This is a genomic window from Pseudomonas sp. FR229a, assembly GCF_030209115.1.
Lineage (GTDB): Bacteria > Pseudomonadota > Gammaproteobacteria > Pseudomonadales > Pseudomonadaceae > Aquipseudomonas > Aquipseudomonas moraviensis_A.
Map to the genome: position 1 here is coordinate 241716 of NZ_JARVSP010000020.1, position 26083 is coordinate 267798.

Sequence of the window (26083 nt, forward strand, 5' to 3'; positions counted from 1 at the left end):
AACCTCATCATGAACAATGAACAACTGACAGCCCGACTGGACGCCCTGGAAAGTCGCGCCGCCATCGAGTCGCTGATCAGCGCCTACGCCAATGCTTTCGACCGCATCGACGCCTCGCTTCTTAGCTCAATCTGGCACGAAGAGTCGACACTGGATCTACCGGGTTTTGGCCAGGCTGGAAACCGTGACGAAATCCTGGCGATGGCGCAAAACAGCTGGCGCCAGATGCCCCATATGCACCACTGGATGGCCAACCCGCTGATTGAAATCGAGGGTGACAGCGCAGTGGGCACGGTAGCTGCGGATTGCCTGTTTCATGACATTGAAAAAGGCCCGGTGCAAGTCAGCGGTCTTTACCACGACAGGTTTGAACGTCGGTACGGAAAGTGGGCGTTCCTGTCACGTCGTTTTGAACTGCACTTCCTGACGCCGTTAAAAGATTGGGTACCCGCAGCGGGCGAAGAACAGTTTGCAGCGGTCGAGCAGCTCAAGGGAACGACAGCGAAAAACGAATAGTCCCGGCCCTTGGCTGTTCGACACCCACGTGGCCGCCATGCAGTTGCATGATGGCCACGACAATGGCGAGGCCAAGCCCGTAGGAGTCGGAATTCTGGTGCCGAGACGCATCGCCACGGTAAAAGCGGTCGAAGAGTTTGCCCAGGGTTTCGTCGCCCAGCACCGGCCCTTGGTTCTCCACTTCAATCCGGGTACCTCCGTGGGTTTCCAATACCCGTATCAGAATCTCGGTGCCCTCGTAAGCGTAGCGAACAGCGTTCGCCACCAGGTTGCTCAACGCTCTGCGCAGCAGCAAGGGGTCAGCGAGCACGATACCATCGCCCGTTATTTGGAAGCTCATTCGCCGCTCTTCAGCCAAGCCCTCAAAATACTCAGCGATGCGCTGTGATTCGTCATGCAGCGACAGTTGCTGGCGCTCCACTACGGCTTGCGCTTCATCGGCGCGCGCCAGAAACAGAATGCTTTCGACGATGCGCGAGATCCGTTCGAGTTCTTCAAGGTTCGAAGCGATCAGCGCCTGATATTCGTCCTCGCTACGGCGTTGGCGAAGGGCAACCTGACAATGTCCCATCAACGACCCGACCGGCGTGCGGATTTCATGGGCAAGGTCGGCGGAAAATTGCGTCAGTCGCTGATAACCCTGAGCAAGACGATCAAGCATCGCGTTATAGGCGTCACTCAGCTGTTGCAATTCAACCGGCGTATCGGCGCTGTCCATACGGCTGTGCAGACGCTCAGGCGTTATGGCTGCGGCATGGGCGGCCATTTTGCGCAGCGGACGCAGCCCGCGACGCAATAACAGATAACCCAGCAACGCGGTTGCCAGAAAGGCAAGGGCCACGGCCAGGTAGATGCGCTCGCGATACGCTGCAAGCATCGCCATTTCCTTGCCCATAAGGTGGGCGGCCGTCAATCGGACTACACGGCCACCCGACGTCGTGACTACGGAGGCGGCGCGCAGCCTTGTTCCCGAGTCGGTCACGCCGCTGCGCAGATCACTGACGCTCAGCTTTGTGTCCTGGCCGATCACCGGCAGTTCAGGCAACGTGACGTTGAGTGGATTGACCTGGATGACCGGTGGCTGCCCCGGCTCTTCAATGATGAAGATGTCGTCTTCGCTGTCGAGCATGTTCTTGAAAATCTGCGGGCTGTCGCGCAGCTTTTCGATGGCGAGTTCGTAATGCAGGAGCTTGCGAAAATGCTCCAGACGGCCCATCACCGCGTGATCGCTGTAGACCAATACCGAGGCCTTCATCGTCTGATACAGATAGAAGCCCGCGCCGGCCACGGCCAGCATCGCGACCATGGCAAACGCCACGGTCGATCGCAGCGTCAGCGAGGGTTGGCGTCGGGACCGCATGGCCTCACCTCGCAGACATAGCCGATACCGCGAATGGTATGGATCAGCTTGATCGGGTAGGGCTGGTCGACCTTGTTGCGCAGGCGCTTGACAGCGACGTCCACCACGTTGGTATCGCTGTCGAAATTCATGTCCCAGACTTCCGAAGCGATTTGTGTCCTGGACAACACATCGCCGGCTCGACGGAGAAACAGATGGAGCAGGGCGAACTCCTTGTTGGTCAGCACGATCACCTGTTGTTGGCGGGTCACGCGGCGCCGGACCAGATCCAGTTCGAGATCGGCAAGGTGGAAATGGTCGGCTTCGCGCACGACACCGCGGCGCAGAATAGTGCGGATGCGCAACAGCAGTTCGGTAAACGAAAAAGGTTTGATCAGGTAATCATCGGCGCCCAGTTCCAGACCGCGAATGCGGTCTTGCAACTGGTCGCGCGCGGTAAGGAACAGCACGGGTACGTCTTGTCTGGCGCGCAACAGCTCGATGATCTGAAACCCGTCAATCCCGGGCAACATCACGTCCAGCACGATCAGGTCATAGGTCGTATGCAAGGCCATGTGCAGGCCGTCAGCGCCATGCTGGGTCCAGTCGACGTTGTAACCGGACTCACCGAGCCCCTTTTTCAGGTACTCACCTGTTTTGGTGTCATCTTCGATCAGCAGGATATGCATCGTCAGGCGCGCTCGGGTTTCTTCATGACGGGGTTAAGTCCGCGACATCGGTATCTCGGCTGTGCAGTGTAACGGGATGAGCGGGCGCAGTCGGTTACATTTCTGTCATACATGGTCAGGGTTGGCGAATGACAAAAATGTCATTCGGCGGTCATCGTGACGTCCCGGTCTGCGGTCGAGGATGGCGACACATCAACCCATGAGGAATCGTCACCATGCAACTCAAAAACGCCCTGTCTACTACGTTCGGTTTGGTGATGCTCAGCGCTGCCGTCATTGCCACCGCCGCCGACATGCCGGTCATCAAACCACTGCGCGGTACGGTGGAAAGCGTCAGCAACAACACGCTGACCTTCACTGTCCGCTCTGGCGCCCAGCAGACGATCGGACTGACTGACAAGACCGGTATCAGCCGGGTATCGAAGGCCAATATCGACTCGATCAAATCCGACAGCTTCATCGGCTCGGCGGCCATCCCGCAGGCCAACGGAACCTTGAAGGCGCTTGAGGTCACGGTATTCGACGCCAGGCTCAAGGGCAGCGGCGAAGGTCATTACGGTTGGCAGAACGCAGACGGCAGCACTGGCACCATGACCAACGGCACCGTTGGCAAACTGTCCAAAACCGACGGCCGCACGTTGACCGTCAACTACCAGGGCGGCGAGAAACAAATCGTCGTGCCGGATGACGTGCCTATCGCCTACGTCGAGCCAGGCAAAGCCGATGAGCTGGTCAAAGGAACGAAAATCGTCGTGTTCCCCGCTGCAGATGGCACCGCACGCGGCATTGCAGTCGGCAAGGATGGCTTCCAGCCACCGATGTAATCATCTGAGAAAGCTTGAGCGTTGCCGTCTGGCAACGCTCCGCTACACGGAAGGCTTGCAAGGGGAACCACGTGAGACAGAAGAAACTGCATCCCTGGCCGGTTCGCCTCACCCATTGGCTCAATGCGGCCTGCATGGTCTGCATGTTCATGAGCGGTTGGGCTATCTACAACGCCTCGCCACTGTTCAGTTTCAGGTTTCCGGTGTCATTGACCGTGGGCGGTTGGCTGGGCGGGGCACTTGCCTGGCATTTTGCGTTCATGTGGCTGCTGCTGATCAACGGTGCGATCTATGTGCTGTACGGGTTCGTCAGTCGCCATTTCAAACGTGAGCTGCTGCCCATCGGCATTGCCGCATTGAAGCATGATCTGACCGATGCCTTGCGCTTTCGGCTGGTGCATGAAAAGGGTGTCTATAACGCAGTACAGCGCCTGATGTACTGGATCGTGCTGGCGGCAGGTGTACTGATCGTGATCTCGGGTGTAGCGATCTGGAAACCGGTTCAACTTCAAGAGCTGGTCGCGTTACTGGGCGGCTATGACGTTGCTCGTTACGTACATTTTGCGGCCATGGCGATGATTGCAGCGTTTGTAGTGATTCACCTGGTCTTGGTGATTCTGGTACCAAAAACCCTGGTGCCAATGATCACGGGTGGAGTGCGGACGCCTAATAACGAGAAAAATGGGTCATGACTGAATTTAAAATAACAACGCGTCAGCGCGTCAGGATTGAACCTGCGCAACAGCTTGAACTGGAAAACATTCAGCGCCGGCATTTTCTTCGGGCCGGCCTGACGGTTGGCGCGATGTCGATGCTGACCGGTTGCAACCTGCAGGACGGCGATCAGGTCGACAAAGTGCTTTGGGCCATGTCGCGTTGGAACGACCGGGTCCAGGCGTGGCTGTTCAGTGGACGGAAACTGGCGCCGACCTTCGCCCGCGCGCAGATCACCAAGCCGTTTCCGTTCAACGCTTTCTATGGTCAGGACGATATCCCTGAAGTAGACCTGACCAGTTACTCGCTCGCCGTCTCCGGCCGGATCAGGGACAAGGCGCCGTGGACACTCGAAAGCTTGCGCAAGCTGCCGCAACGCAGCGATATCACTCGGCTGATCTGTGTTGAGGGCTGGAGCGCGATCGGTCAATGGGGAGGTGTACCGCTGAAAACCTTCCTGGAACACATCGGCGCCGACACCACAGCGAAATTTGTCGGTTTCAAATGTGCCGATCGTTACTACTCCAGTCTGGACATGCCGACTGCCTTGCACCCGCAGACGCTGTTGGCACTGGATTACGCTGACGTGGCGCTGCCGCCCGAGTACGGCTATCCGCTGAGGGTTCGGGTCCCCACCAAACTGGGCTTCAAAAACCCCAAGCATGTTGTCGAGATTTTCGTCAGCAACGACAACCCGGGCGGGTATTGGGAAGACCAGGGCTACAACTGGTTCAGCGGGATCTGATGAAGCAAAGAACGGAACTGTCACGCCAGGAACACTGGCGAGATTCATGACACCAAGCGTGATATGAGGCATGCCGATGACCGGTATTTCTGCAGTACCGCCAGCACCATCCGTCTTGCCGACATCAGAACCCAGGATGCGGGCAACGAGTGATGGAGCAGATTTCCAATCTCTCTTGCAGGCTCAGTCCAGGCCACCTTTACAACAGTCGGATAAAGCTCGCACTCGGATGCTCTTTGATAATCTTGCCGCATGTACCTTCAATGGCGAAAAAAGAGCTATCTGCTCTGATGTTATCGGCACAGGGGGACTGAATGCGTTCGCCATTGCAGTGGCTCTCTCGCCGCTAACCGTCACCTGGGTACCGACCGAGATTGTTCGAGCGCCACTGCGTTCGCCTGGAATACGGACTTTTCGCCGTCGCAATCCCTCTTCAGCCGAGAGCTCCTTCCTCAACCGGTCAAGCTCGGAGGATAGGGGTTATGATTAGACGTGTCTCGAGAGCTTGCTCGCCGTAGGCCAGTATTATTAAGGGAGAAGCACATACCGCCAATTCTCACCTGTAGCGTTGAATGGTCTTTCGTTCGCCTAAAATAGAAAGCCCGATGGCTTCTCTATCGTGGGTGGTGTTATGAGGCAGCGTCGACTTACAGCCTATTTTTCTACCCCGCTGTCATCCCCCGTTTATTCTGAGCATCAGAGAGTTATAGCCCTCCATCAGGGCTACTTTTGGCCGAAGGTAGTCGTTCGTGAACGGCTGCTTTCGGCCATAAGCAGCCGTTCAAGACGGCTCGTTTTTCAGGCGGCAGAGGCCCATCCCGTCGCCGCTACCTGGCGCTCACCCTCCACAACTGATCCAGCTTCGTCGTATAACTCTGGTAGGCTCCCTGATCAGCAAAGACTGAGGGGGGCAGGCAGCGCCTTTACGCTTTCCGGCTTCGAGTCTCCTAGCCCAATTGGCTCCCTGGCGCTTGCCGACCGATAATCAGCGTCTTCGATGCCGCTCGTTGTGAGGGCTATGCTTGGCATTACGCCCATTTAAATTGGGGAAATCTCATGATCAACGTACGCACAGCCCGCATGCTTGCCGATTACAAATGCTGGGCCGATCAGCGCCTCTTTGACAGCCTGGCCGCACTGCCTCCTGGCGAAGTCAGCAAAGAGCGAGTGTCGGTGTTCAAAAACGTAATCGGCACTTTGAATCACATTTACGTCGTGGACTGCATTTGGCAGGCTCACCTCGAAGGCCGGGGGCACGGCTTCGAAACTTCACATGATCTGCTGCATCCCGAACTCGCTGATTTGCGCTTGGCACAAAAGGAGATCGATCACTGGTACAGCGACTGGAGCGCCCGGCAGAGCGAGGCATCGCTGGATAGACTCGTCGAGTTCACGTTTGTGTCTGGGGAACGCGGCACCATGAGTGCCGGAGCAATGCTGATGCATGTGGTCAACCACGCCAGCTATCACCGTGGGTGGGTTATCCAGATGTATTTCGACATTCCGGCCATTCCGCCAATGACAGACATGCCGATATTCCTGCGCGAGACCGATCCAAATTTCAATTCGCTCAATACACCGGCAGAGGGGTCGCCATGTGTTGGGCAATTAATGAGCGCAACCAACGCTCTGCCGGATCGTTATCGTTGACCCCGCTCCAGACCATCGACAACTCCGACGGCACGATGTCAAAGGGCGGGTCATCAGCACGCAACTGGCTGCTGCCATCGATCAGCGCGCACGCCGCGTAGTCCGGCACTGCGGCTAGCATTTCCGTGCCCGCTAATAAGGCACGCAGTCCTGAGAACTGGGGTACCGCCAGCATCACTCGCCGCGAGCGGCCGATGCGTGCCAGGTCGGTATCGATGGCACCGGTCAAATCCCCGGAAAACGACACCAGGGCGTGAGGTCGTTCGCAATACTCATCCAAGGTCAGGGGGCCAGGACGATTATCGCCGCGCAGTATCTTGACGCGCAGATCCCGCAGCTTCTTGCGCTTGGCGTTGGCCGGCAACTCGGTGGTGTAACTGACTCCGACGGAAATCTCTCCGGAGGCAAGCATGGTCGACATCAGCAGAAAGTTAACCCGCCGTACCACTACGATAACCTTTTGCGCCTCTTCGCGAAGTTGATTGATCAATGGTGGAAATAGGCCGAATTCGGCATCGTCGGAAAGGCCGATTCGGAATACGTCCCGGCTGGTGGATGGGTCAAAATCCTTAGCTCGGCTGACAGCTCCGGAGATGGTGTCCATGGCTGGTTGCAACTCTTTAAGAATTGCCAGCGCTCGCTGGGTCGGCTCTAAGGTACGACCGTTGCGTACTAGCAAGGGATCGTCGAACAAGTCGCGCAACCGCGCTAAAGCGGCACTGACGGCGGGTTGGCCTAAGAACAGTTTCTCCCCAGCCCGAGTCAAGTTCCTTTCGAACATTAAGGTTTCGAAAATAACCAGAAGATTCATGTCCACGCGACGCAAGTCGTTTCGATTCATTCCTAGGCCCTCGCAGGCAGCATAATTTTCAAGTAAAGCAGCTACGCGGCAGAACACCGTGTTTCTGCTGCAACTAGACTTTGAATACGCCTTATTCAATCTCTTTACATTTGACCGGAAATGGATCGGGTGCGTGTAGCTCAAATTGGCGTGGGGAGTACGTCACGTATTTCCCTTAGCGAAGCATTAGGACTCAGAGAGCTCTCCCCTCCAAGCTATGTCCGATGTGCAAAGCGGCACGCCACTTCTTGTCGCTCTTTAACCTTCGCATCTAATGACAGGCTGAAGTCATCAGCAAAACGAGCTAAGTGCGATTCCCGTGCCCGCGAACCAAAATTTTTTGTTTCAATTTTGCAGCAAAATCCGAGGGGCAGTCTGTGTTAGACCAGTGCTCGCGACTTTATTGATAAAAACGAAATCCAGTGGTCCTTTTCCTCGCTTGTCCGCCTTCTCTCCCGAGTGGATCTTTGTACTAATCAACCCATGATCTGCGTTGCGGTGTTCCTAGGCAGGTAGAGCAATTTCGTAACAATTGCTGCCAACAAAATTACAAAAGGTCGGAGGACTTATGCGCCAAGATCAGCTTGATGGTCTTGGTTAAATTCTTAGAGGTAGCAAAGCAGCGCAGCTGCACTTGGGCATCCCACCATTGGGGGGGGCTCCCCCTGCTGTAAGCTAGGTAGAGAGAAACCTCGAACGAAGGCTCGGTGTTGTATTGTTCAAACGTACTATCCGGAGTGTCAGTCTGACGTAAGCAGGTGGTCAGTGTCTCAGTAAGAGTCCAGTGAATGCTTCAACTTTGAAATGTCTGTGCGTAACCAGCGCACTTTGACTCGCTGCCGGCCTGCTTAATTTAATTAGGAGTGATGGCGGGGCGTACAACTGGCCGGCTAATGTGCAATTCAAATCATACTATTCAGCCATGCTGACAACCTGCGCGCTTATTGCCACTCAGCCCCTCGTGTCCATAGGAATGGGTAGAAAGACACGCATTGATCTCCGCCCACTCACTGAATGTCGTTGCGCCAGGATTACCAACGTAGACCCTCTTAGTAGGCCGCCGTACGATTGCTCACAGCTCATTCCAAGAAGGCGGTATAATCGATGCCCAATGGCTCCCACTGCAGAATATCGGGCGCCTAGTAGTACACCGCTCCCACATCATCACCCAAGCCGCCGCCGTTGATGGAAAAGCATCCACCTGCTTCGTCATCTGCCACCAGCAGCTGCCCTTACGCCCGTCCCTCGCTCCATCCCGCCAGGCCCCGATCAATCAGTATCCCGCCAGTCTCAAATGCTATAGCCCCCAAAGTAGACTTGGTTGTTACCTGTAGCTGTAGAAGAACGCTGGTGTTTTGAGGTGAGGTGGAAGCAAGTCGTAGGGGCGGTCGGCATGCTCCAGCATCTCCCGTATGTAGATCATGGCGGGGTCATTAATTTCAAGCGACTTGGCTGCACCATGTGAAGTTTGAAACCAACTGAGGCGACTCATGATCAATTCCTCTCTGTAGGCGGTATTAAGAGGGGGACATGCGGCCCATGGCTGCCGACCCGGGCGAACAGCTCTCCCGAAAATCAAAAAGCTAGGCTCAGCTTCAGGCATCGCTGCCGACCTTTGTACTTCGGCCGTCTGGGGCACCGGCTTCAGGCAACTGTTTCATGAGTCCTAGTTTCGATTTCCTCATGAAAGAACGTATGCACATCGTCGTACCCTATTTTCTGCGCCGTTTTTAGCGCGTCCGTCCCTTTTGCTGTGCCTTCAACGGTGAAGTAATGCACCTGATTGAGACCGATGGTTTTCAGCACTGCGGATAGGTAGGGACGAAGAAAGTCGGGTTGCCGTGCCCTCTCACCGCTAATGTAGCCGCCGGTGGCTACGGCAACGTAGACGGGGCGATCCAATAACGTTCCAACCTTACCTTTTGATGTGCTGAGGAAAGTTTTTCCGACGCGTACGACGTGGTCAATCCAGGCCTTGAGCGGCGAGGGCACGCTGTAGTTGTGCATGGGAGTAGCGATAAGCAGCACATCGCAGGCATTCAACAGGATGATCATTTGGTCGGAGCGACTCAATGTACCTTTCTGATCCTCGGTAGCTATTTCGCTCGGATGGGCCAAGGCATGGGCATAAGTCGCATCGACTGGCGATAACGTGTTCAGGTCTATATCCGTCAGTTCAATCCCGCGTATGCCAGCGCGTACTGTCAGAGCGTGCAGAATCCGCTCAGACAGTTTCAAGCTTTCAGATGCATTACCGTTGGGACTGGCAATCAGGCGAAGGATTCGCAAAGGAGCGAGGGGCTTCTGAGACGGGTTCATGATATTGCCTCCTGTACGGGTGATGCGGTCATGGGGTATCGAACTGTTTTTGAAAACGCAGCGCGCCGGTATAAAGGCCTTCGCGGAAGTAGAAGCGTTGGGCGCGCGCGTTGGCCAAACCCGTGTCAAGCACAAGGCGAGCACAACCGCTGGCACGAGCCAGTCGTTCCAGAGCTCGCAATAACCGGGAGCCCCACTGGCCGCCGCGCTGGGCTTCATCGGTGATGAGGTCATCGACATACAAGAATGGGCCATAAATCAGATTCTCCTGAAGGCGGTAACCTGCAAGCGCCACGAGAGCCGATGACTCGAAGGCTCCAACCAGGCGATAGCCGCCGGCTCGCATTCGTTCGATACGACTCATAAAATCGGCCTCGCTTGTTAGGTGGGGGCGCAATTGCTGCATTACCGGGAAAGCGATTTTCAAGTCATGGCGGCTGTCTAGAGGACGCAGGGCAGTGTCGGCCAAGTCGAGCACGCTGGGCACGTAGTCTTGAAGATTGAACGTCATGGGAGAGGCCTTAGTGGGTTGTGATGGTCAAATCTTGAACTAACATTGCCTCAATTTATTGAACCAAGAAGTGAGATATGAACTAGGCCATGATGACTTCCTGTTCGCACCCTTTCGCCTCCTTGGATGGGCAACCCGGTTCGCCTCTGTACCGTCAGTTATATGACCGAGTACTCGCCGCCATCGCCGCTGGCACGCTTTCCCCTGGTGACCGATTGCCTTCGGTGCGAGCTCTCGCCAAGGATCTCGGCGTTGCTCGTGGCACCATCGAACTGGCCTATTCGCTGCTCACGAGCGAGGGCTACCTCTTGGCCCTGGGGCAGAAGGGCACCGTGGTCAATCCCGAATTGCAGAAGCCGCTACTGTCTGCCCCCGCTTTATCCGTCAGCAGCGAGGTGATTGAAAACTCCCCAGACGCACTATGGCGTCCACCGCAACTTTTGCCGTTTCAGATGGGAGTGCCTGCAATGGATGAGTTCCCACGCAAGATCTGGGCGCGCTTGGGTGCCCGTTATCTGCGAGGCATGCGTTCAGGCGATCTGGACTATCCGCCGCCGCACGGCCTGCCTGCCTTACGCAGCGCCATCGCCTCATATCTGCAGGTGTCTCGAGGTATCGATTGCGGCGCCCATCAGGTGTTTATCACCAGCGGCTGGCGCAGTAGCCTGTCGCTGATCGCACATACTTTGCTGCGCGCAGGGGAGCGAGCCTGGGTCGAAGATCCTGGCTACCCAACCACGCGCCAAGTGCTTCGTCAATTCGGTATTGAGCTTGAGGCAGTGCCAGTTGATGCCGAAGGTATGGATGTGGAGCAGGCCATTGCCAGGCATCAGGCTGCACAGGTCGTCATGGTGACGCCGGGGCATCAAAGCCCACTGTGTATGGCGCTGTCTTTGCCTCGGAGACAGTTGTTACTCGATTGGGTGGCCCGGAGCGATGCCTGGGTTGTCGAGGATGATTACGACGGCGAGTATCGCTATGTCAGTCGCCCCTTCCCGGCGTTGGCGAGCCTGGATCGCAACGGGCGCGTGCTGTACGCCGGGACTTTCAGCAAGGTGCTTTTCCCCGGTATCCGCCTTGCCTACCTAGTGGTGCCTCAGGGGCAAGTGGCAGCGTTTGAGCGTGTAAGTCGGGCGTTATTCTCCGCAGGCTCGCCAGCGATTACTCAAGCGCTGGTCGCAGAGTTCATTGTCGAGGGGCATTTCACTCGGCACATTCAGCGCATGCGAAGGCTCTACAGCGAACGACGCGCTTTGACTATTGAAGCGTTGGAGCGGAGTTTACCCAATGGACTGCTGGTGGAGCGCTCGCCAGGGGGGATGCACTTGGTACTCCGTTTGCCGGAGGGAGTAGTCGACACTGCCCTGACTGAGCAACTGCTGGCCAAAGGCATCGCCGTGCAACCCTTGTCGCGATGGAGTGTTTCGTCGCGGCGTCAATCTGGGCTGCTGCTGAGCTTCACCAACTGCGCCTGCGCTGCTCAGGGCGAGCAGCTTGGCGCGTTGATAAACCGTGCGCTCAGTTGAGGTTGGCTTTGGTCAGGCCGAACACCTCATCCGACGAACCAGGGACTGCCTGAAAGGCCACATTGAGGCGATTCCAACCGTTGATGGCGACAATCAGGAACGACAAATCCGACAGATCCTGTTCGGAAAACTGCTCACGCACATCCGCGTAGAGGCTTTCAGGTACACCATGGGATGGCAGTTGGGTCAGGGCTTCTGTCCAGGCGAGCGCCGCGCGCTCTATTGGCGAGAACAGTTGCGATTCACGCCAGACCGCAATGTGATGGAGGCGCAATTCGCGCTCGCCATGGATCTTGGCTTCCTTCACGTGCATATCCACGCAGAACGCGCAGCCATTCAATTGAGACGCCCGCAGCATTATGAGGTGGGCCAGGTCAGCCAGTAGCGGCTTCTTACTCAGTTGCATCGTCAGCTCCACCAGCTTATTGGAAGCCTGAGGCGACTGTTTGAAGTAATCAATACGGTTGTTCATGGCGGTCACTCGCAGCGGGTTTAGGGTTGTTGGAGCCCACTGTAGCCACGCGTGGTCTAGTCAGACAGGGCCAAGAAAAGACCTTTCAACTAAGCCATGCTGTTCTGATTCGCGATTTGCCGTTCGCCGATGTTGCCAAGCCGGTTGTCCGTGAACCCGGCGGAAGGCGACCCAAAGCCGGTGTATAAACTGGCACAGTAAGCGGCAACTGAGTTGCGATGCGCGATAGTTCTGGGGTGGATAACAGGTGCAGCGCCTTTGTGAAGACTGATTCCTCTCGCCGGTCGACAAAGCCGAAACAGATCGCAAGAGAGTGGGGCGGTGGGCGGTCAAACCGCAGTTCGCGGAGCAACTCGGGCGTGTTTACGAAGAGTGGAGTGGTATTTTCCTCTCAAAGAAATTCGATGCGACCGGATTTTCAGTCCTATAACGCACTTGAGAACACAGCCATTGGTGCGTGTCAAAAAAACCTATTTGTCGTCATTTCGACTAAAACGAATAATGGTCAAATTGACTCGGCATAGCTTCTGCACCCTGATTTTTATGACGTTTTAGGTTGGCATGAAATGTGTCAGTGATGGGTAAATGGTTTAATACCCAAGGAGCTGAAACATGAAAAGTGAGTTCGAGAATCGTGTCGCTGTGGTAACCGGAGCAAGTTCAGGCATCGGACTGGCAGTCGTTCAACGATTACTAAGCTATGAAGCGACGGTAGTGGCGATGTCCCGTGGCCGGGGCGGCCTGGCTGCACTCAAAGACGTTCATGGTGATCGCCTCCATATTGTCAGTGGCGATGTTACGGTAAGTTCGGATCTTGAGAAGCTTGCACACTGCGTCTCCAGAATCGGGCCTGTAGATTTTCTAGTACCGAATGCAGGAGTCGCTGTACTTGAAGACAGCTTGGCGAGTAAGGGATTCGAGCGAAATTGGGCCATCAACGGAGCAGGTGCGCTTAACACGCTTTCAGCTTTGCGAGCCCAATTGGCGAGACCCGCTTCGGTAGTATTTGTGGGGACTTTTCTTTCCGCTTTGGCCTTCCCAGGCTTGGCTGGCTACATTGCGTCGAAAACAGCACTGACAGCGCATGCTCGAACCTTAGCCGTCGAACAGGCTGAGGCCGGAATTAGAGTGAACGTCGTATCGCCAGGGCCAACAGCTACGCCGATCTGGCGATCACTAGGGTTGGATAATGCGACGTTGTCCTCAGTCGCGGAAACGGTCAATCAGCGCTTACTAGAGGGTAAGTTCCTTGAGCCGGAAGCGGTGGCAGATGTGATTCTGTTCCTTCTATCAGAGCGAGCACGTGGCATTTACGGCCAAGATATTGTGGTAGATGGTGGGTATACCTTGCGGTAGGGCATAGAAACGCGAAGAGGTCGTGTAGACATGTATTCGGTGCGGATCGTGCGCTCGGCCTCTTATTTTTTCTTGCGCTAACTTTACCTCGATTGACGCGATCAACTCGGGCCCTTGATTACGTACATTCCCCCCATGGTTGCCCACCTTGTATCTATGAATCCTCAGCTGGCCGGTGCCGACACGCCCAGCACGCCTTGAACGAAAGACCCACATGGGCAAGCCCGCAGCGGTGACCACCTTTGCTATATGCATGCCTCATTTATGTCCGCTTTTGGCCGGAAGCAGACGCTTATGAATGACCGCTTTCGGCCAAAAGCAGACGCTCGCACTCGACCGTTAACGGCCACTAGCGGGCGATGATTGTGTGTTTACCGTAATGCGACCGAGGCGCCGTTCCCATGCGTCGCCTCCTAGGGTTAAGCCTCCAGGTACGACTTAGCTCCGCTATCCAGCTCATCAAGTCACAGCGCAGGCGATTGATTGTTCTGTTTCCAAGCCCGCGGAGTTACACCTTCGGTTCGCACGAATGTTCGACAGAAGTGTGACTGGTCAGAGAAGCCACACTCCAGTGCAATGTCCGCAATTAGCAATCTCGACGTCTGAAGTAGCTGCTTGCCCCTCAAAATCCGCTGCTCTCGCATCCATTCTTTGGGTGAGACGAGAGTGCTTCTTTTAAACTGACGGGTGAAATGGCTGCGCGATAGCGCACACGCTTGTGAGATAGCTGCCACGGAGATACCTGCGTCCAAGTTATCGAGCATCACCTGCTTGGCGCGCTGGATCTGCCAAGGTTTCAAATGTCCGGTTTGTTTAGTCAAATCCTTAAGTGAGGACGCGCATGTTTCCTTTTTCATCCTGATTCCTTTTTCCCAGTAGCCGGTTGATTAGCTCAATCCAGCGGTCAGTCGATTGGGAAAAATTTAACGGAAGTCGCGTCGAGATGGGGGCGCATTTTTGCGCTGCTGGAGGCGCAAAATTGCGCATTTTCAATAGTGTTTCCAGTGCTAGCCTCTGCTTCCCGACAACTCGAATCGACGTCATTCGATCCGTCATCTGCAAGGAGAAAGCAATGGCTGCTTCACAACCGCACGGCAAAAACACCGCTTACTGGGGAGTCTCATGGGAGGAGGGCTACGGCTACCCCCAGGCCAGAAAAGTTGGAAACGAGATCTATATCTCGGGTCAGTTCAACCACGATGAGGCGGGTAATCTCGTTGCTCCCGCGCCCCTGAATAGCGAGGGCAAACCGAGCGATTTCTCATCGATAGGAGAGCAGATGCGCGTCTCCTACGACAACATCGCCAAGTTGCTCGCGCTCTATGGAGCAACCCTTAATGATGTCGTCGAAGAAACGCTCTACGTCTTGGATATGGACGCGGCATTCGCCGTGGTAGGTGATGTGCGCAAAGCCGCATATCGCACTGAGCGGCCCCAGTGCGCGAGCAATATCATCGGTGTATCCAGGTTGGCTCAACGTTCACAGCTGATTGAAATTGTCTGCAAGGCTGTCATCGGATCTAGCGCCGACTAAGAGACGCTCCCGGTTTCGCCCTGCGCAACCGGGAGATTCAGCTGCCCTTCGATCAAAGGCTTTTGATGCGCTACGGCTGCTGCACAAAAAGTCATGAATGCTTTGACTCTCCATGACTTTCGAATGTCCTGATGCGTAAGCAGCCAGAGCTCGTCCTGTAGCTCGCGCACAACTGGCCCTACGCGTGTTAACCCAGGCGTAATGTCACCCAGCATGCACGGAAGAAACCCATAACCAAGTCCTGCCGCAATGGCGACGCTCGCGGCCGCGACTGAGTCCGTACGATAAGAAATACAGTCGGCGCTGACTCTGTCTTCGACGTAGCTTTTGGCCTTCAGTCCACATAATCCTGCGGAATAGGACACCCACGGTTGGCCTTCTGCGAACGGGGCACTAGTCGCTTGTTTTATGCTGCCATAAGGCGCCCATGCGATCGAAGCGAGCTTGCGCCCGACTAGACTTTCGGCAGGTTTTTTGGTCGCTCTTACCGCTACGTCAGATTCATCGCGAGCCAGACTTAACGTCTCGTTGCCAACCAGAACCTCGATGGCAATTCCTTCATTAAGTGCCTTGAAGTCGGCGATGATCGGCGTGAGAAAATACAGCAGCAGCGAGTCGCTGGTAGTGATCCTAAGCTTTCCAAGCAGCCCTTGACCTGCCCGAGAAACCCGACGTGTAACGCTGACGATATCAAGCTCGACGCGTTCGGCGAGCGCTCTTAATTCAATACCTTCGGGCGTCAGCATGTACCCAGAGCGGCGGTGGTCAAATAAAGCGACCCCAAGTGTCTTTTCCACTTGAGCCACACGACGCGATACGGTGGATACATTAATCCCCAACCTCTTTGCAGTCGTTGCTCTATTACCGCATTCGCTTAGCGTTTTGATGATTCGCAAGTCGTCCCAAGAAAGCTGACTTACAGCATCGCTTAAATTCTGGGTGACGCCGATTGGTACGGGCGGATTGATTGAAGCTTTTTTTGATGTTGGTTTCACGCCAAGCATCCCAAACTAAGGTTGCTCATCATACGAAATGGCTGGAGGCGAACCAAGGAGTCAAGTGCACAAGCGGACTCGACCCGAGCAACCGGCCAGGATGTTCGGGTTAGATAGGGTGGCGTCAGTCGTTCGGGCGAGTATTAAGCCTTTACCATTTCCCCTGACCAACTTAGTCGTGCAGCTTTAATCACTTCATTCTAATCAGTCGAACGTCCGCTTTTGGCCGAAAGCGGTCTACTGAGCATTCAATGCTGCCGTCGCGCTGTGCTTAGTTTTGTTGAGCACTTAACGGTGTCAGAAGGGTAGGGTTGCGGAAATGCCCGAAAAGATGCGGAAACGATCCGTAGACAGAGGAGCCAATTTCCTGAATGCCAGAAACGACAAAGCCCTGAATAATCAGGGCTTTGTCGTATCAAATATGGCGGAGGCGATGGGATTCGAACTCATGGACCTGTTACAGTCGACGGTTTTCAAGACCGTTGCCTTAAACCACTCGGCCACACCTCCGTTTGCGTTGCGGGCGCCATAATACCTGAATGAAACACACTGTCAAACTCTCTGCATGGCTTGTTACAGAGCGTCTGTTATGATCTTTGCGACTGAACGTTTCAAACCAACAGGAGTGTCGCCATGCGCGAACAGGATTACGCAGTTAATAACAGCGTGCAGGCTGAGCAGCTAGAGGTTAGCCGCGTCCTGCGCAACACTTATGGTCTCTTGGCTCTGACCCTCGCATTCAGCGGTGTGATGGCCTTCGTAGCCCAGCAGATGCGTGTTGGCTACCCGAACATTTTCGTGGTGCTGATCGGCTTCTACGGGCTGTTCTTCCTCACCAACAAACTCCGTGATTCCGCGTGGGGCCTGGTATCTGCCTTTGCGTTGACCGGTTTCATGGGTTTCCTGCTCGGCCCGATCCTCAACCGTTACCTGGGCATGCAGGGCGGCGCTGAAGTGGTCAGCTCGGCATTCGCCATGACCGCGCTGGTGTTCGGTGGTCTGTCGGCCTACGTGCTGATCTCGCGCAAGGACATGAGCTTCCTGAGCGGTTTCATCACCGCCGGTTTCTTCGTGCTGCTGGGCGCGGTGGTCGCCAGCTTCTTCTTCCAGATCAGCGGCCTGCAACTGGCGATCAGCGCCGGTTTCGTGCTGTTCTCGTCGGTCTGCATTCTGTTCCAGACCAGCGCGATCATCCACGGCGGCGAGCGCAACTACATCATGGCGACCATCAGCCTGTATGTATCGATCTACAACCTGTTCGTCAGCCTGCTGCAACTGTTCGGCATCATGAGCCGCGACGACTGATCCTCAAGGCTGCAATAAAAAACCCGCTTCGGCGGGTTTTTTATTGTCTGGAGAAAAATGTCTGCTCAGTTTATGACGATGCTGCCATCCATTTGCTGACGGTAGATCGTGTAGGGCAGCAGCAGGGTGTCGAGTGCGCCGGACACCACGGCGTCCACCAGCACCACGGGAATTGCCGCGTTGCGGTGATCATCGGGATCGATGCCTGAGGCCAGCGGTGCGTTCAGCGTGCAGAAATCATAGGCGAGGCCGCTGTAGATTCTCGGTACCGCGCCGCAATAACTTTTCTGCTCCTTGAGTCCGTCAACGGCAGCCTGATCGTGGCGCGCCACCGTTTGAATCGTGCCGCAACCGCCGAGCAGCAGGGCCGCCAGCAGCATTGCCTGAGTTTTCATACCGCCATTCCTTAGCTGCGAAAAATCACAATTTACGCCGATCAGATGCAAAAGGCACCTAGGCCATCGGTGGCAGTCGCCGCTTGACCGGGGTCTTCTTGACGATCGCCGTATTGGTTTCCGCCAATGTATTGAGGCGGTCGAGCAGGGTGTCGAGCTGTTCCATCGAGCGCACATGCAGGCGGGCGATAAAGCAGTCCTCACCGGTGACCTTGTCGCACTCGGTGAACTCCGGGATCGACATGATCTGCCGCTCCACCTCCTGCAATTGCCCGGGCAGAGGTCGTACTCGGACGATCGCCTGTAGCTGATAGCCAAAACATTTCGGGTCTACCTCCACCGTATAGCCCTTGAGCTCGCCGCGCTCTTCCAGGCGCCGCAGTCGCTCGGCCACGCTCGGCGACGACAGGCCGCTGATCTGCGCCAGCGCTTTAAGTGAACGCCGGGAATCTTCCATCAAGGCACCGATGAGAACCTGGTCGATATCGTCAGTCATGTGCGAAATCCCGTATTAGGCAAAAGGTGCAAAACACCCGCGATAAAAAAGGCCAAAAGGGAGTTTAGCCTGCTTTATGCGCTGGAGCAGCCTGGCGCTCGCTTGGCATACTTTCGCCATGCTTCACCCTAGCCTCAGGAGAACAATGATGGACAACGCAATCCGCCGCGGCTCGCTGGAAATGACCGCCGCCATGCTGATATCCGGGACGATCGGCTGGTTCGTGCTGGTTTCCGGGCAACCGGTGCTGGACGTGGTGTTCTGGCGCTGCGTGTTTGGCGCCGGCACTTTGCTGTTGATCTGCGCCGCGTTCGGCTTTCTTCGTCCGGGGATCCTCACCCGCACGACCTTTCTGCTGGCGGTGCTCAGCGGAATGGCCATTGTCGGTAATTGGGTGTTGCTGTTCGCGTCCTATTCCCGCGCCTCGATTGCGATCGGCACGGCGGTGTATAACGTGCAGCCGTTCATGCTGGTCGGTCTGGCGGCCTTGTTTCTTGGCGAAAAAATCACCTTGCAGAAGTTTTTCTGGCTGGCAGTTTCCTTCATGGGCATGCTGGCAATCGTCAGCGCCCATGGCACTCAAGGGGAGAGCGGTAACGATTATTTGCTGGGGATTGCTCTCGCCTTGGGTGCGGCGTTTCTGTATGCGATTGCCGCACTGATCATCAAGCGCCTGACCGGCACGCCGCCACATCTGATCGCGCTGATTCAAGTCTGCACTGGCGTATTGTTGCTCGCGCCGTTCGCGCATTTCGGTGCGCTGCCGCAAGGTGCCGACGCCTGGGCCAGTCTGGTGACATTGGGCATCGTTCACACCGGTCTGATGTATGTGTTGCTCTACGGTGCCATTCAAAAGTTGCCGACAGCGCTGACCGGCGCGCTGTCGTTCATCTATCCGATTGCGGCGATTTTCGTCGACTGGTTCGCCTTCGGCCACCGCCTGGAACTGCTGCGATGGATCGGAGTGGCGGCGATTCTGCTGGGCGCCGCCGGCATGCAACAAGGCTGGGGCTGGAAAACCCGGCGGCTGGCGGCACAGTAAGGTTCAGATGTTCCAGCGCGGCGCGGTGGCCGCCAGACGTTGGCGCATTTCGCTGATATTGGCTGCCAGTTGTCGCGTCAGCATCCGATAGCCGTCCAGCGTATTGGCAACCGGCGCATCCAGGTCCGCTGCCGGCAGTTCCATCGGACGCTCCAGCCGCTGCGACGCGCCGGTTTTCAACGCGCGGGCCATGCCGATCAGTTGCACGCGAATCTGCCGGTGCTCAGCCTTCAACGCCGTTTGCAGATGCGCCGTGGCCGCGGGGTCGCTAGCGTTGGGGCGGATATTGCCGAGGATTTCCAGGGTGCTGATGCACATGCGCAGGTTGCGCTGAATGGCGTCGAGCTCGGTCATGGAGATTTTCACTTCCTTGGACACCGACGGCATCAGCGAGCGTAATTGCACCATCACCGCGCCGACTTTGCTCATCAGCCGCACATGTTCGTCGGCGCTGACCGCTTCACCGTTGATGATGCGCCCGTACACCGTGGCGCAATCGCGCAAGGCATCGGCGAGGTTGTAGCGCCACGAGTAGACCGCGTACAGCGGGAGGGCGAAGGAAAAAGCCAGGGCGAGGGCGATGCCGATCAAGATGTCGACACCGCGCCACAGACCATCGGTGATCGGGTTGTCGCCATGTCCGGCGACGATGAACACGGTGATGGCCGAGAGCAGGGCGGTGTAGCCACCCTTGCCGATCGCGTGATACGAGAAAAAGCCACACACCACGGCCATGGAAAAATAGGTCAGCCACGGCAGGCCCAGCCACGCATGTTGCGCCACCAGCGCCAACCCCACCCCTGCACCGATCAAGGTGCCGATGGCGCGCTCGGCGGCTTTCTTGCCGATATTGCCGTGGTGCTGCAAACCACCGATCACCACCAGCATCGTCACCGATGCCCACTCGCCGTGGGGAAGGTTGATGCCGGTGGTCAACAGAATCGTCGCCAGCAACCCCAGCGCGACTCGAACGGAATGGATCAGTCGGGCGTGGCGGTAGCGCCGATACGGGTCCAGCAGCGGGCGCAGGATGCGGCGCAACAGCGGTGGCAGGCGGTGGGAGCTGTAAGTAGTCAGTGCGAACCTCGTGAGTCAGTCAAATCAATGGAAGGGGAAAATGTAATTCATCCAGGCCGACATGCGCAGCAGGATTTTGCGCATCGCGCCGATGTGATGGAAGTGCTGGCTGTACAGCGCCGCTTGTCCGTAAGCGCCGCCAGGCATGAGCGCGCTGTATTCGGCGAAAGCCGGGTCAGTGATTTCAATGATCACCGGCACCCGTCCCGCCGGTGGCGAGCCGGTGTAGCTGATCAGCGTGCCGGAAGGCTGCACCTGCCCCTCGGCGATCACGCCAATGACGCTTTTCACCCGTCCCGCAAACACCTTGCCGGGAATGCCATCGAAGGCCACTTCGGCCTCATCGCCCACGGTCAGACGGAGCAGGCTGTTCTGACGCATCCACGCGGCAAAATACTGACCTTCCTGGGGAATAAACACCATCGACGGGCGCAGCGGCAGCTTGCTCGCCATCATCCCCGGTCGCAGCGAAACATGGGTCACAAAGCCTTTGCTCGGCGCCCGCACCACGGTGTTGTCCAGCTCGAACTGAGCATTGTCCAGTTGCGCCTGCAGATCGTCAGTGCGGGCGATTGCCGCGTCCAGTTCGCGTTGAGTACCGAAGTTGCGGCGAATCAGTTCGGTGATGCGATAGCGATCGCCCTTGGCGGCTACCAGCTGCGCCTTGAGTGATTTGAGCCGGTTGTGAAAAGGCGTGGGATCGATGCGAAACAGCACGTCGCCTTTTTCCAGAGGCTCGTTGCCCTTGACCGGCACGTCGATGACCTGGCCGCTGACGATCGGAATCACCGGCACCGAGACAAAGTAGGAGCGCGCCACCTCGGAATAGGGATGGTTGTAGTTCATGGTGAAAATCAGCGCGCCGATGATCAGCACACCACCCAGAACAGCCGTGGGCACCGTCCACTTGTTCAGCGGAATGCGGAAGATCTTGAAGATGGCGACACAGAGTGCGGCGTAGGTGAGGATGAGCAACAGATCCATGCTCAGATCCCCCGCGTATCGGTAGCAGGGGCAGCAGGAGACTGCGCTTCGAGTCGCTCGATGCGGTCCTGCAGCTCCAGCACTTGCTGCTCCAGCCGGATGACATGGTTTTGCACGGGTTTGCCATCACCGAAGCCCCAGCCGCGGTCCTCCCGATAGGCCATCGCCCAAATCCACAAAAACGGCCAGAGCGCATGCAGGGTGAACAGGCTGACCCAGCCAGTGGCATGAATGGCATCCTGGTGCGGGTGCTTGCGGTGGACGGCGATCTCGTACGGGATGTCATGCAGCACGATGATCCCGTAAAACAGCACGAGACCGACAAACACCAACAGGCCCAACGCGAAGTAATCGAGCATGGTCAGCCTCCCGGGCATCCAGTAATGCTGGGCTCAGTGTAGACACTGAAACGCCGGGAGGCGGCCGCTATCGAGCAGGATTAACCGACTCTGCCCGATAGCCGACTCAGAAGATGTAATCGGTGGTCAGGAAGCTCGAATCACGCCCGCGAATGATCTCGCTGATCAAATCCTTGTTGCTCTCCTGGAATTTGGTCGCCACCAGCGTGCGGATCGAGAACACCCGCAACGCATCGTGAACCGAGAGCGTGCCTTCGGCGGAGTTCTTGCGGCCGTTGAACGGGTAAGTGTCCGGACCGCGCTGGCACTGGGCGTTGAGGTTGATTCGGCCGACCTGATTGGCGAAGGTATCGACCAGTCGGCCGACCGCCACCGGGTTGGTGCCGAAGATGCTTAACTGCTGGCCGAAATCCGACTCCAGCACATAGTCGATCACGGTATCGAGATGACGGTACGGCACAATCGGCACGACCGGGCCGAATTGCTCTTCCTGATACACGCGCATCTGCGGGTTCACCGGGTACAGCACCGCCGGATAGAAGAACGACGCGCGGGATTCGCCGCCATTCGGGTTGACCACTTGCGCACCCTTGCTCTGCGCATCTGCCACCAGACCGTGCAGATAATCCACCTTGCCGGATTCCGGCAGCGGCGTCAGCGAAACACCGCTGTCCCACGGCATGCCCGGTTTCAGCGTGGCCAGTTTGGCGTTGAATTTCTCGATGAAGCTGTCGACCACGTCTTCATGCACAAAGAGGATTTTCAGCGCGGTGCAGCGCTGGCCGTTGAACGACAGTGAGCCGGTGACTGCTTCGCTGACGGCATTGTCGAGATCGACTTCGGGCAGGACGATGCCAGGGTTCTTCGCATCCAGACCGAGAGCGGCGCGCAAACGGTGTGGTTTCGGGTGCAGCTTCTTCAGGTCGCTGGCGGCCTTATTGGTGCCGATGAAAGCGAAAATGTCGATCTTGCCGCTGGCCATCAGTGCGCTGACAGTCTCGCGGCCGCTGCCGTAGATCACGTTGATCACACCGCTCGGGAAGCTGTCGCGGAAGGCTTCGAGCAATGGCCGAATCAAAAGCACGCCGAGCTTGGCCGGTTTGAACACCACGGTGTTACCCATGATCAGCGCCGGGATCAGCGTGGTGAAGGTTTCGTTCAGCGGATAGTTGTAAGGGCCCATGCACAGTGCGACGCCGAGTGGCACGCGGCGGATCTGGCCGAGGGTGTCCTGCTCCAGCTCGAAGCGGCTGGAGCGGCGATCAAGTTCTTTCAGGGCGTTGATGGTGTCGACGATGTAATCGCAGGTGCGATCGAACTCTTTTTCCGAGTCCTTGAGGTTTTTGCCAATCTCCCACATCAGTAGCTTGACCACGGCTTCGCGCTGCTCACGCATGCGGCCGAGGAACGCTTCGACATGCTGGATGCGCTCGGCCACGCGCATGGTTGGCCACAGGCCCTGGCCGCGGTCGTAGGCGCGGACGGCGGCATCGAGGGCGGTGAGGGCGGTGTCGGCATCCAGCAGCGGTGTGCTGCCGAGAATGACCTGTTCTTCACCGTTTGCGCCTTTCAGGTAGACCGGGCTGCGCACCTGCGCGAGTGGGCCGTCCCAGCGGCGCAACTGGCCGTCGACCAGATATTCGCGTTGCTCGACCTGAGCCTCAAGGCGGTATTTTTCCGGGATGTCGCTGACAGAAGGGAACAGATTGCCAAGGATGTTTGCTGTGGTCATGTCGCTACCCCGTGTTGATGTCCGCATGCAGATCAAAAAGTCTCTACAGGTTATACGCCTGAATGCCCGTTGATTTAACCCCGTGAATGTCACGCGAATGTCACGCAACGGTGCTCCCACAGGTTCATGTGCACAACCACAAATCCCCTGTAGGAGTGAGCCTGCTCGCGATTGCGGTGTGTCAGTCACAGAAGAGTTGGCTGACCTGGCGCCATCGCGATCAGGCTCACTCCTACAGGGGGGCGGCGCAACCGATATGGCCTGCGGTAATGAAGCTTTTATGACAAAAGTTCGGTAGCCCTTTGCCAGTCCGGTCATGCCTGTGTAACGCGCTTGAGGGGCCTTTAGAGGCGCACTTTGCAAGCCGAGGCGGGACGCCGGGAGTGAGGCAGTGGGGACTATGGAACGCTATTCGAAAGTGGGCATGCAGGAGCTCGATCAACGTCTGTCGAAGATCGTCGAAGCCGCGCGCAAGAAGCCGGTTTCGGTGTATCGCTACGGCGCGCCGTGGGTCTGGATCGTCTCGCAGGAGGACTGGCAGGGCGCTCTGAAAGAAGTGTCCAGCTACATTCCGCCGGGCCATTCGCTGGTGTTGTTGCGCCCGCAGATCGACGATCTGCTCGACGCTCACCAGGATCTGCTGCGCGACCTGAACGCCGCGCCCGGCATGCTCATTCCCGCGCAAACGGTCATGCACATCCTGCTCCTGCAACTGCTGTATTCGGTGCCCAGCGAACAGCAACTCTATGAACAGCTCAACTACAACCTGCTGTTCCGCTGGTTCGTCGGCCTCGGCCTGAACCAGAAAGTCTGGAGTTTCACTGCCCTCAGTCGCGACATCGCCACGCTGCTCAACGAGCCGCGCGCGGTGCTGCTGATTCAGAAAATCATCGGCGAAGTGTTCTGTGGCGCGTTGCTGCAAATGCCCGAGTTCTCGCTGAACTTCGCGCTGTTGCACACCTGGCTGGGCAAGCACGCGTGCGCCACAACGATCAGCAATTGACGCATTACACCGGGGGCTAACGCCCACAGGTCATCGCGAATTTCAGGGGGTAGTGTGGAACGGATTTTCACGTCACGGCTGGCGCTGTGGGGCTGGCTGCTGGTGACGGCGAGCGCGCAGCCGGCGCTGGCCGAGGAGGGTACAGACGCGCCCGCCGCGCAGCGTCTGGTCGACGTCAACGAATACTTCGTGCGCGGCAACACCGTGCTCGATGCGCGGGCGATCGAAGAAGCGGTGTACCCGTTTCTCGGCCCGCAGAAAGCCTTGAGCGACATCGAAGGTGCCCGCGATGCGTTGCAGAAGGCCTATCAGGAACGCGGCTATCAATCGGTGTTCGTCGAGCTGCCCGAGCAGGCCGTGGCCGATGGCATCGTCTATCTGCAAGTCAGCGAAACCAAGGTCGGCCGGGTGCGTGTGGTCGGCGCCAAACACTATTCGCCGCTGGACATTCGCGACAACGTCCCGGCGCTGAAGGAAGGCGAGGTGCCGGACTTCGCCAAGGTCCAGGGCGAACTGGCGCAGCTCAACAAGACCCCGGGCCGTCAGGTCATGCCATTGGTGCGCGAAGGTCAGCGGCCCGGCACCATGGACGTCGATCTGCAGGTCGAAGACCAGAATCCGTGGACGGCCAGCGTCGGCCTCAATAACGATTACAGCGCCGACACCGAGAAGCTGCGCAGCGTCACCAGCCTCGGCTACAACAACCTTTGGCAGCTCGGCCACAGCGTCAACCTGACGTTCTTCACCGCACCCCAGGAAACCGACAACGCCAAGGTCTGGTCCGGTTCCTACACCGCGCCGCTGAGCGAACGCTGGAGCGTGCAATTCTCCGGTTACCAGTCCGACAGCAACGTCGCCACCATCGGCGGCAGCAACGTCCTCGGCAAAGGGCATTCCTACGGTGTCGCGGCGATTTACACGCTGCCCTCGAGCGGCAACTGGTCGAACTCGTTGTCGGCCGGCATCGACTTCAAGGCCTTTGACGAGCGCCTGAGCCTGTCCGGCGAAAGCGACAAGGTGCCGCTGAAATACGCGCCGTTCACCTTCGCCTACAACGGTTATCGCTACAGCGAGAAGAGCCAGCTCGGCCTCGGTCTGAGCCTGGTTGCCGCTACCCGCAGCGTATTCGGCTACGGCAGCGACGACGATGATTTCGACTACAAACGCTACCGTGCCAAGCCGAGTTTCGCCGTGCTCAAGGGCGACACCAATTACACCTGGACCTTCGACAACGACTGGCAGAGCGCGAGCAAAGCGGCGTTCCAACTGGCCTCGGGGCCGCTGGTTTCCAACGAGCAATTCTCCGCCGGCGGCGCCACCTCGGTGCGCGGCTATCTGGCCGCCGAACGCACGGCAGACGACGGCTACCTGCTCAGCCAGGAATTGCGCACGCCGTCGCTGGCGAAATTCGCTGGCACGTGGATGCAGGACTGGCGCTTCTACGCCTTCGCCGAAGGTGCGCAGCTGTACCTGCGCGACGAACTGCCGGACCAGGACGCCAATTACGCCCTGGCCAGCGTCGGCCTCGGCACCCGCGCCAGCCTGAGCAAATGGCTGTCCGGCAGCCTCGACTGGGGCTACCCGCTACTCGAAGGGCCGAACACCTCGAAACAGGAATCGCGCCTGCACTTCAACCTTCAAGCCACTTTCTAACGGAGC

Annotated in this window: 27 protein-coding genes, 1 tRNA gene and 1 pseudogene; 12 read left to right on the forward strand and 17 right to left on the reverse strand. The window is 57.3% G+C overall.

Annotation, left to right across the window (positions count from 1 at the left end; translation table 11 throughout):
• Positions 1-9: 9 nt before the first annotated feature.
• The gene (locus QRN33_RS16150; protein ID WP_064361703.1) at positions 10-516 is read left to right on the forward strand and encodes a nuclear transport factor 2 family protein; all 507 of its coding nucleotides are present in this window, start codon (positions 10-12) and stop codon (positions 514-516) included.
• Here QRN33_RS16150 and QRN33_RS16155 read toward each other — a convergent pair.
• Together QRN33_RS16155 and QRN33_RS16160 are read right to left on the reverse strand one after the other, a co-directional pair.
• Complete coding sequence (locus tag QRN33_RS16155) at positions 488-1876, reverse strand: heavy metal sensor histidine kinase (RefSeq protein ID WP_281921192.1); 1389 nt, start codon at positions 1874-1876, stop codon at positions 488-490. The genes QRN33_RS16150 and QRN33_RS16155 overlap by 29 nt on opposite strands.
• The gene (locus tag QRN33_RS16160) at positions 1849-2544 is read right to left on the reverse strand and encodes a heavy metal response regulator transcription factor (protein WP_039760267.1); all 696 of its coding nucleotides are present in this window, start codon (positions 2542-2544) and stop codon (positions 1849-1851) included. The genes QRN33_RS16155 and QRN33_RS16160 overlap by 28 nt, the downstream gene beginning before the upstream one ends.
• Positions 2545-2759: 215 nt before the next feature.
• Between QRN33_RS16160 and QRN33_RS16165 the strand changes: the two genes are divergently transcribed.
• From QRN33_RS16165 to QRN33_RS16180, 4 genes are all read left to right on the forward strand, one after another.
• Entirely contained in the window at positions 2760-3368 is a 609-nt protein-coding gene (locus QRN33_RS16165; RefSeq protein WP_042609816.1) for a hypothetical protein, read from the forward strand.
• A 71-nt stretch (positions 3369-3439) separates the two neighbouring features.
• A complete protein-coding gene (locus QRN33_RS16170; protein WP_285409357.1) occupies positions 3440-4060 on the forward strand; it encodes a cytochrome b/b6 domain-containing protein in 621 nt (206 codons plus the stop codon).
• Positions 4057-4827, forward strand: coding sequence for a molybdopterin-dependent oxidoreductase (locus QRN33_RS16175; RefSeq protein WP_039760272.1), 771 nt, complete (start codon positions 4057-4059; stop codon positions 4825-4827). The genes QRN33_RS16170 and QRN33_RS16175 overlap by 4 nt, the downstream gene beginning before the upstream one ends.
• 1056 nt (positions 4828-5883) lie before the next feature.
• On the forward strand, positions 5884-6477 hold the full coding sequence (locus tag QRN33_RS16180) for a DinB family protein (protein WP_064361695.1): 594 nt from the start codon (positions 5884-5886) through the stop codon (positions 6475-6477).
• Here QRN33_RS16180 and QRN33_RS16185 read toward each other — a convergent pair.
• The 5 genes and pseudogenes from QRN33_RS16185 to QRN33_RS16205 all read right to left on the reverse strand — a co-directional run bounded on the left by QRN33_RS16185 (position 6398) and on the right by QRN33_RS16205 (position 10148).
• The gene (locus QRN33_RS16185) at positions 6398-7318 is read right to left on the reverse strand and encodes a LysR substrate-binding domain-containing protein (RefSeq protein ID WP_042609825.1); all 921 of its coding nucleotides are present in this window, start codon (positions 7316-7318) and stop codon (positions 6398-6400) included. The two genes, QRN33_RS16180 and QRN33_RS16185, sit on opposite strands and share 80 nt — an antisense overlap.
• 1139 nt (positions 7319-8457) lie before the next feature.
• A pseudogene (locus tag QRN33_RS16190) lies at positions 8458-8631 on the reverse strand (DUF2625 family protein); the annotation flags it as partial.
• 11 nt (positions 8632-8642) lie between these two features.
• Positions 8643-8810 (reverse strand): hypothetical protein, encoded by a 168-nt coding sequence (locus QRN33_RS16195; protein ID WP_155400930.1) that lies wholly within the window; start codon positions 8808-8810, stop codon positions 8643-8645.
• A gap of 152 nt (positions 8811-8962) precedes the next feature.
• Positions 8963-9637, reverse strand: a complete 675-nt coding sequence (locus QRN33_RS16200) for an FMN-dependent NADH-azoreductase (protein ID WP_042609824.1) — start codon at positions 9635-9637, stop codon at positions 8963-8965.
• Between the two features lie 28 nt (positions 9638-9665).
• The gene (locus QRN33_RS16205; RefSeq protein ID WP_042609823.1) at positions 9666-10148 is read right to left on the reverse strand and encodes a GNAT family N-acetyltransferase; all 483 of its coding nucleotides are present in this window, start codon (positions 10146-10148) and stop codon (positions 9666-9668) included.
• A gap of 89 nt (positions 10149-10237) precedes the next feature.
• Between QRN33_RS16205 and pdxR the strand changes: the two genes are divergently transcribed.
• Positions 10238-11674: a MocR-like pyridoxine biosynthesis transcription factor PdxR gene (gene pdxR / locus QRN33_RS16210; protein ID WP_122704474.1), complete on the forward strand. Its 1437-nt coding sequence runs from the start codon at positions 10238-10240 to the stop codon at positions 11672-11674.
• Here pdxR and QRN33_RS16215 read toward each other — a convergent pair.
• A complete protein-coding gene (locus tag QRN33_RS16215) occupies positions 11667-12146 on the reverse strand; it encodes a carboxymuconolactone decarboxylase family protein (protein WP_064361697.1) in 480 nt (159 codons plus the stop codon). The two genes, pdxR and QRN33_RS16215, sit on opposite strands and share 8 nt — an antisense overlap.
• 612 nt (positions 12147-12758) lie before the next feature.
• Here QRN33_RS16215 and QRN33_RS16220 point away from each other — a divergent pair.
• Complete coding sequence (locus QRN33_RS16220; RefSeq protein WP_285409358.1) at positions 12759-13502, forward strand: SDR family NAD(P)-dependent oxidoreductase; 744 nt, start codon at positions 12759-12761, stop codon at positions 13500-13502.
• A 464-nt stretch (positions 13503-13966) separates the two neighbouring features.
• Here QRN33_RS16220 and QRN33_RS16225 read toward each other — a convergent pair whose 3' ends face one another.
• A complete protein-coding gene (locus QRN33_RS16225; protein ID WP_042609818.1) occupies positions 13967-14359 on the reverse strand; it encodes a helix-turn-helix domain-containing protein in 393 nt (130 codons plus the stop codon).
• A 215-nt stretch (positions 14360-14574) separates the two neighbouring features.
• Here QRN33_RS16225 and QRN33_RS16230 point away from each other — a divergent pair, with 215 nt between their 5' ends.
• Positions 14575-15036 (forward strand): Rid family hydrolase, encoded by a 462-nt coding sequence (locus tag QRN33_RS16230; protein ID WP_042609819.1) that lies wholly within the window; start codon positions 14575-14577, stop codon positions 15034-15036.
• On the opposite strand, the gene QRN33_RS16235 is transcribed toward QRN33_RS16230, so the two are convergent.
• Positions 15033-16040, reverse strand: a complete 1008-nt coding sequence (locus tag QRN33_RS16235; protein ID WP_080902523.1) for a LysR family transcriptional regulator — start codon at positions 16038-16040, stop codon at positions 15033-15035. The genes QRN33_RS16230 and QRN33_RS16235 overlap by 4 nt on opposite strands.
• A gap of 413 nt (positions 16041-16453) precedes the next feature.
• Positions 16454-16541: transfer RNA gene (locus QRN33_RS16240), tRNA-Ser, on the reverse strand.
• Between the two features lie 123 nt (positions 16542-16664).
• Here QRN33_RS16240 and QRN33_RS16245 point away from each other — a divergent pair.
• A complete protein-coding gene (locus QRN33_RS16245) occupies positions 16665-17336 on the forward strand; it encodes a Bax inhibitor-1/YccA family protein (RefSeq protein ID WP_042609827.1) in 672 nt (223 codons plus the stop codon).
• A 65-nt stretch (positions 17337-17401) separates the two neighbouring features.
• On the opposite strand, the gene QRN33_RS16250 is transcribed toward QRN33_RS16245, so the two are convergent.
• Positions 17402-17731, reverse strand: coding sequence for a YceK/YidQ family lipoprotein (locus tag QRN33_RS16250; RefSeq protein ID WP_042609828.1), 330 nt, complete (start codon positions 17729-17731; stop codon positions 17402-17404).
• A gap of 58 nt (positions 17732-17789) precedes the next feature.
• Positions 17790-18227: an Lrp/AsnC family transcriptional regulator gene (locus QRN33_RS16255; protein WP_285409359.1), complete on the reverse strand. Its 438-nt coding sequence runs from the start codon at positions 18225-18227 to the stop codon at positions 17790-17792.
• Between the two features lie 148 nt (positions 18228-18375).
• On the opposite strand from QRN33_RS16255, the gene QRN33_RS16260 reads away from it, so the two are divergent.
• On the forward strand, positions 18376-19269 hold the full coding sequence (locus QRN33_RS16260; protein WP_285409360.1) for a DMT family transporter: 894 nt from the start codon (positions 18376-18378) through the stop codon (positions 19267-19269).
• Positions 19270-19272: 3 nt separating this feature from the next.
• On the opposite strand, the gene QRN33_RS16265 is transcribed toward QRN33_RS16260, so the two are convergent.
• The 4 genes from QRN33_RS16265 to QRN33_RS16280 all read right to left on the reverse strand — a co-directional run bounded on the left by QRN33_RS16265 (position 19273) and on the right by QRN33_RS16280 (position 23421).
• Entirely contained in the window at positions 19273-20313 is a 1041-nt protein-coding gene (locus QRN33_RS16265; protein WP_172667926.1) for an FUSC family protein, read from the reverse strand.
• A 57-nt stretch (positions 20314-20370) separates the two neighbouring features.
• Positions 20371-21330, reverse strand: a complete 960-nt coding sequence (locus tag QRN33_RS16270; RefSeq protein WP_123418300.1) for an HlyD family secretion protein — start codon at positions 21328-21330, stop codon at positions 20371-20373.
• Positions 21331-21332: 2 nt separating this feature from the next.
• A complete protein-coding gene (locus tag QRN33_RS16275; RefSeq protein WP_285409361.1) occupies positions 21333-21689 on the reverse strand; it encodes a DUF3302 domain-containing protein in 357 nt (118 codons plus the stop codon).
• 106 nt (positions 21690-21795) lie between these two features.
• Positions 21796-23421: an NADP-dependent glyceraldehyde-3-phosphate dehydrogenase gene (locus tag QRN33_RS16280; protein WP_083352846.1), complete on the reverse strand. Its 1626-nt coding sequence runs from the start codon at positions 23419-23421 to the stop codon at positions 21796-21798.
• A 391-nt stretch (positions 23422-23812) separates the two neighbouring features.
• Between QRN33_RS16280 and QRN33_RS26750 the strand changes: the two genes are divergently transcribed.
• Together QRN33_RS26750 and QRN33_RS16290 are read left to right on the forward strand one after the other, a co-directional pair.
• Positions 23813-24424 carry a transposase gene (locus QRN33_RS26750; protein WP_080902524.1) on the forward strand — a complete coding sequence of 204 codons (612 nt, stop codon included), beginning with the start codon at positions 23813-23815 and terminating at the stop codon, positions 24422-24424.
• 54 nt (positions 24425-24478) lie between these two features.
• The gene (locus QRN33_RS16290; protein ID WP_285409362.1) at positions 24479-26077 is read left to right on the forward strand and encodes a ShlB/FhaC/HecB family hemolysin secretion/activation protein; all 1599 of its coding nucleotides are present in this window, start codon (positions 24479-24481) and stop codon (positions 26075-26077) included.
• Positions 26078-26083 lie beyond the last annotated feature (6 nt).

Excerpts from the sequence above, each read along its gene's own strand:
- QRN33_RS16150 (WP_064361703.1), top strand. The coding sequence starts at position 10 with ATGAACAATGAACAACTGACAGCCCGACTGGACGCCCTGGAAAGTCGC.
- QRN33_RS16155 (WP_281921192.1), bottom strand. The coding sequence starts at position 1,876 with ATGCGGTCCCGACGCCAACCCTCGCTGACGCTGCGATCGACCGTGGCG.
- QRN33_RS16160 (WP_039760267.1), bottom strand. The coding sequence starts at position 2,544 with ATGCATATCCTGCTGATCGAAGATGACACCAAAACAGGTGAGTACCTG.
- QRN33_RS16165 (WP_042609816.1), top strand. The coding sequence starts at position 2,760 with ATGCAACTCAAAAACGCCCTGTCTACTACGTTCGGTTTGGTGATGCTC.
- QRN33_RS16175 (WP_039760272.1), top strand. The coding sequence starts at position 4,057 with ATGACTGAATTTAAAATAACAACGCGTCAGCGCGTCAGGATTGAACCT.
- QRN33_RS16180 (WP_064361695.1), top strand. The coding sequence starts at position 5,884 with ATGATCAACGTACGCACAGCCCGCATGCTTGCCGATTACAAATGCTGG.
- QRN33_RS16185 (WP_042609825.1), bottom strand. The coding sequence starts at position 7,318 with ATGAATCGAAACGACTTGCGTCGCGTGGACATGAATCTTCTGGTTATT.
- QRN33_RS16195 (WP_155400930.1), bottom strand. The coding sequence starts at position 8,810 with ATGAGTCGCCTCAGTTGGTTTCAAACTTCACATGGTGCAGCCAAGTCG.
- QRN33_RS16200 (WP_042609824.1), bottom strand. The coding sequence starts at position 9,637 with ATGAACCCGTCTCAGAAGCCCCTCGCTCCTTTGCGAATCCTTCGCCTG.
- QRN33_RS16205 (WP_042609823.1), bottom strand. The coding sequence starts at position 10,148 with ATGACGTTCAATCTTCAAGACTACGTGCCCAGCGTGCTCGACTTGGCC.
- pdxR (WP_122704474.1), top strand. The coding sequence starts at position 10,238 with ATGATGACTTCCTGTTCGCACCCTTTCGCCTCCTTGGATGGGCAACCC.
- QRN33_RS16215 (WP_064361697.1), bottom strand. The coding sequence starts at position 12,146 with ATGAACAACCGTATTGATTACTTCAAACAGTCGCCTCAGGCTTCCAAT.
- QRN33_RS16220 (WP_285409358.1), top strand. The coding sequence starts at position 12,759 with ATGAAAAGTGAGTTCGAGAATCGTGTCGCTGTGGTAACCGGAGCAAGT.
- QRN33_RS16225 (WP_042609818.1), bottom strand. The coding sequence starts at position 14,359 with ATGAAAAAGGAAACATGCGCGTCCTCACTTAAGGATTTGACTAAACAA.
- QRN33_RS16230 (WP_042609819.1), top strand. The coding sequence starts at position 14,575 with ATGGCTGCTTCACAACCGCACGGCAAAAACACCGCTTACTGGGGAGTC.
- QRN33_RS16235 (WP_080902523.1), bottom strand. The coding sequence starts at position 16,040 with ATGCTTGGCGTGAAACCAACATCAAAAAAAGCTTCAATCAATCCGCCC.
- QRN33_RS16245 (WP_042609827.1), top strand. The coding sequence starts at position 16,665 with ATGCGCGAACAGGATTACGCAGTTAATAACAGCGTGCAGGCTGAGCAG.
- QRN33_RS16250 (WP_042609828.1), bottom strand. The coding sequence starts at position 17,731 with ATGAAAACTCAGGCAATGCTGCTGGCGGCCCTGCTGCTCGGCGGTTGC.
- QRN33_RS16255 (WP_285409359.1), bottom strand. The coding sequence starts at position 18,227 with ATGACTGACGATATCGACCAGGTTCTCATCGGTGCCTTGATGGAAGAT.
- QRN33_RS16260 (WP_285409360.1), top strand. The coding sequence starts at position 18,376 with ATGGACAACGCAATCCGCCGCGGCTCGCTGGAAATGACCGCCGCCATG.
- QRN33_RS16270 (WP_123418300.1), bottom strand. The coding sequence starts at position 21,330 with ATGGATCTGTTGCTCATCCTCACCTACGCCGCACTCTGTGTCGCCATC.
- QRN33_RS16275 (WP_285409361.1), bottom strand. The coding sequence starts at position 21,689 with ATGCTCGATTACTTCGCGTTGGGCCTGTTGGTGTTTGTCGGTCTCGTG.
- QRN33_RS16280 (WP_083352846.1), bottom strand. The coding sequence starts at position 23,421 with ATGACCACAGCAAACATCCTTGGCAATCTGTTCCCTTCTGTCAGCGAC.